The following is a 4,363-nucleotide window of genomic DNA, read 5'->3' as shown; positions in this document are numbered from 1 at the left end:
TAATTTCACGAGTCCATTCCTCATGGTCCATATCAAACACTTTTTCAAATGAATGAGAAAAAGGTCCATGACCCAAATCGTGTAACAGAGCAGCAGATAAGCTTAAAAGACGATCCTCCTCATTCCAATGGGGGCGCCCTTTAAAAACCTCTAAAATTCGCCTTGTAATTTCATATACACCTAGTGAATGATTAAAGCGTGTGTGTTCAGCTCCGTGAAATGTCACGTAGGTTGTTCCGAGCTGGCGTATTCGTCTAAGTCTCTGAAATTCTTTTGTGCCAATTAAAGCCCAAATTAATTCATCACGCACATGTATGTAACGATGCACAGGATCTTTAAATACTTTTTCCTCTTCAAGCTGTCCATAATAAGGTGTCGTCATGGTTATACCTCTCAATCCGTTCATTCTATTGCTTTCATTATAACGTAAGAACCTTACGAGTCCCACCTTTTGCTGTGTAATTTACACCAACTTTACAGAATAGGACCTAGGTGATTGAGGGAGTAATCCAATACCCTCTACCCCTTAATGACATCATTTGAAACCAAAAGAAAGCATACAGACCAATATCAGTCTGTATGCTTTCTGTTTTATTCATTAATATATTATGCTTCCACACTTTTTTCTTGTTCAACAGTTCGATGTTTCTCTTCTGTACGGTCCACAACAACTGCACATGAAGCATCACCTGTAATATTTACAGCAGTACGGATCATATCTAGAATACGGTCAACAGCAAGTACAAGGGCAATCCCTTCAACTGGGAGACCAACTGAGGTTAATACCATTGCAAGCATAATCATACCTACACCTGGTACACCGGCTGTTCCGATACTAGCTAGTGTAGCTGTCAGAACAACTGTTAATAAATCCCCCATTGATAAATGTACAGCATATACTTGAGCAATAAAGACTGTAGCAACGGCTTGCATAATCGCTGTACCGTCCATATTAATCGTCGCACCAAGCGGTTGAACAAAGCTTGATACTGGTTTTGAAACGCCTAGCTTCTCCTGCGCCGTTTTCATTGAGATAGGTAAGGTCGCACTACTACTTGATGTACTGAAGGCAACCATCATTGCAGGGAAGAAATTTTTAAAGAATTGAACAGGGTTTYGTTTGCCAAACAAGGCAATAAATCCACCATAAGTAACAATAGCATGAATGATTAACCCAAGGATAACAGCAATCATATACATAACCATTGATGCCAACACATCATACCCTTGTTCCCCAAGAGCAGAGGCAATTAACGCAAACGCACCGTATGGGGCAAGCTTCATCGCTACGGTAACAAGATACATCATAATTTCATTACCTTGCTCCATTAACCTCATCACGCCACGCGTTTTATCCCCTAGCTTTGCCATCGCAAGACCTACTAACACGGCAAACGCAATGATCTGAAGCATTTCACCTGAAGCTAGAGCTTCGATTGGATTTGTAGGAATAATATTTAAGAGCGTGTCCATAACTGGAGGTGGTTCTTCTGCTGCAAATTCCTCACTTTGATCACCCATTAACCCTGGGTCACCTGGTTGAATGATGAATGCAACCGTTAAACCAATTACCAGTGCAATCGTCGTTGTTAAAAGATAGTAACCAACAGTCTTACCACCAATCCGACCTAACTTTTTAGGATCTCCCATTCCAGCTGTTCCAAGAACAATAGAAAAGAATACAAGTGGTACAACGAGCATCGTAATTAATTTTAGAAAAAGTTGCCCGAGTGGTGTTAAGAAATATGCATCTGCTACTTCAAAAGCTTCTGGTGCCCATGCATTAAAGGCTAGCCCTACCCCCACACCTAAAATGAGGGCAATTATGATCTTTTTTGTTAAGCTCATACTTAACCATCTCCTCTCTCTTTGTTGCCAATCTATGGTGTTGTCCTACTTTTGCGAATTTTTAATAGCCTTATCCCTTTCCCTATTGTATCCGATTGCAAACCTCTTTTAGAAGTGAAAGATTATGGGATTCGACAATTCCCGCTATACTTTAAAAAGAAATCCTGACTTAAAGAATAAGTCAGGATGATTATTTTTTCAACTTTTTCTCTACTTTTTCAATGACTTGCTCCTCATCAGGAGYTGCAACCGGGCGATTATTAACAAATACAAACGATTTTTTTCGACCTGGTCCACAATATGATTGACAACGTACATCTATTGTTGCTTCAGGATCGACTTTTTTCAAGCGAGGCACGAGTGTTTTAATATTCGTCGCTTGGCATTCATCACAAATGCGAAATTCGTTAGCCATCTCCAYGTTCCTTTCTTTTAAAAGTTATCTATTTACTAAGAAGTTAAGTTTATATGCAGAATGCCCGAATTTTACACGGACTAATCACTAGTATATCACACTCTTGTCATGGTGCAATTGAGAATTTTAATTCGATCTAGCTGACATACTCCACAGCCTTCTCCACRTGCTATAATGACTATTATTTATCATTTTAAGGAGTCACTAATTATGACTAATATTACTTCTACTGCCTTTGAAAATAAATGGCGCTTTTTAGACCATTCTACATTAGGTCCTGCTTTTAACGCTCTTCAATCATTTGCTTACGATGATACTTTATGTACGGCAGTCGGGCAAATGGAAGCAGCTCCTACACTTAGAAGCTGGGTACACCATGATACGGTTGTCTTAGGTACTCAGGATAGTCGTCTACCCCATATTCAGAATGGCATTCATTATTTAGAACAACAAGGCTATAAAGTAATTGTCCGGAATTCTGGAGGTTTAGCTGTTGTGCTTGATGAGGGGGTATTAAACCTATCTCTTATCATGAAAGAAGATAAGAAAATATCGATTGATGCTGGATATGATTTAATGTTCGATTTGATAAAAGATGTGTTTTCCCCCTACCATAAACCGATTGAAGCCTATGAAATTGTAGGCTCTTATTGCCCGGGAAGTTATGACTTAAGTATAGATGGAAAAAAGTTTGCCGGGATCTCTCAACGTAGAATACGAGGGGGCGTTGCCGTTCAAATTTACTTATGCATCACTGGCAGTGGCTCAAAACGTGCCGAGATGATACGAGAGTTTTATCGCCATGCTGTACAGGGGGCTAAGACAAAATTTGAATACCCTCGGATCAAACCAGCTACAATGGCATCTCTATCAGAACTGTTAGACACCCCTTWAACAATTTCAGAGGTGATGATGAAGACTTTACAGACGATGCAACATAATGGAGCCGAGCTGCTAATGACCAGCTTAACAGAGGAAGAAATCAGCTTATATGAACAAAATGTAATACGCGTAACCGAACGAAACAACCGATGCCTCCCTCAGGAGTAAGCATCGGTTGTTTTAGATTCTTCCTACAATTGAACTTCTTGCTAAGCGAAGGATCGTCTTATGATAATCTTCCTCTTCAGCTTTTACTGAATAACCGAAGTGATAAATGTATCCATCATAATAGGTATAGAGTTCATGTGCTCTTGTAGTGACGGTTCGTACAATTTCATCTTCTTCATCATATTGGTAATAACGAAAAACCTGACCACTTTCTTCCTGTTGAATATGATGAATAACAGGATCGCCACTAAATAAATAGTGCTTCCTCACCTCATTACCAAATATATCAACACGACCAATCTCACCAGCACCTTGATCAAAAGGGTTTAACGGGCTCTCTGTTATTGTAACGATGAAAAATTGATCATCCTCTAGATCCCAACAACTCAGTTGGAATTGATCCACATAATCGCCTTCATAATTTTTAATTCGGTTAAAGTAAAGGGCTCTTTCACTAAAAGGGAGATCTTCATGTAACATAATATTGACAAGTGGTTCCGTTAAGCGTTGACTCAACTCCACTGGGACATCCCCTAATTGAATTGGCTCATAATGCTTCACTTCTTTATATTCATCTATACGGTCATAGCTTTTAAACATCTCACTATACGTCACATCTGCTCCTTCTACTTTACTTAATTGAGAAACTTCATCGCTATGACAAGCGGTTAAGCCTAAGCCCATTGATAACAAAAAAATGATTAAGATACCTTGTATGTAACCCCGCATGTTATCAACCTCTATCAATTTTGTTTTAGTTAACTACATTCGACATTTCCCTAAATTTCCCTCTTTTTAACTTGAAGGTTTTATCTATTGTGATCAGGGAACAGTATCTATGTACTCGTACTTGAGTTGAGGAGGAATTTTAAATGTCTAAACAAGTTTTAATTGTTGTTACCAATCACACAACAATTACCGATGGTCAAAAAACAGGCTTATGGCTTGAAGAATTTGCTGTACCTTATAACATTTTCAAAGAAAAAGGATATAACATTGAAGTGACGAGCATTCGAGGTGGAGACGTTCCCCTTGACCCAAACAGCTTAG

Annotated in this window: 5 protein-coding genes and 1 pseudogene; 2 read left to right on the top strand and 4 right to left on the bottom strand. The window is 39.0% G+C overall.

Annotated elements, in window-relative coordinates:
* From AB685_RS27040 to AB685_RS27030, 3 genes are all read right to left on the bottom strand, one after another.
* The coding region (locus AB685_RS27040) for an HD domain-containing protein (RefSeq protein ID WP_047973693.1) at positions 1–382 on the bottom strand (382 nt) is incomplete at its 3' end.
* Between the two features lie 224 nt (positions 383–606).
* Positions 607–1,848, bottom strand: a complete 1,242-nt coding sequence (locus AB685_RS27035; protein ID WP_047973692.1) for a dicarboxylate/amino acid:cation symporter — start codon at positions 1,846–1,848, stop codon at positions 607–609.
* Between the two features lie 190 nt (positions 1,849–2,038).
* Positions 2,039–2,263, bottom strand: coding sequence for a DUF1450 domain-containing protein (locus AB685_RS27030; RefSeq protein ID WP_047973691.1), 225 nt, complete (start codon positions 2,261–2,263; stop codon positions 2,039–2,041).
* Positions 2,264–2,473: 210 nt separating this feature from the next.
* On the opposite strand from AB685_RS27030, the gene AB685_RS27025 reads away from it, so the two are divergent.
* A complete protein-coding gene (locus AB685_RS27025) occupies positions 2,474–3,313 on the top strand; it encodes a biotin/lipoate A/B protein ligase family protein (protein WP_047973690.1) in 840 nt (279 codons plus the stop codon).
* A gap of 12 nt (positions 3,314–3,325) precedes the next feature.
* Here the strand turns inward: AB685_RS27025 and AB685_RS27020 are convergent, their stop codons facing one another.
* Positions 3,326–4,042 (bottom strand): hypothetical protein, encoded by a 717-nt coding sequence (locus AB685_RS27020; protein ID WP_047973689.1) that lies wholly within the window; start codon positions 4,040–4,042, stop codon positions 3,326–3,328.
* Between the two features lie 143 nt (positions 4,043–4,185).
* Here AB685_RS27020 and AB685_RS32230 point away from each other — a divergent pair.
* Positions 4,186–4,363 (top strand): annotated as a pseudogene (locus AB685_RS32230) (type 1 glutamine amidotransferase domain-containing protein); the annotation flags it as partial.

This window comes from Bacillus sp. LL01, assembly GCF_001037965.1.
The sequence above is the reverse complement of the archived record's forward strand: the minus strand, read 5'-3'. Positions and strand labels throughout refer to the sequence as shown.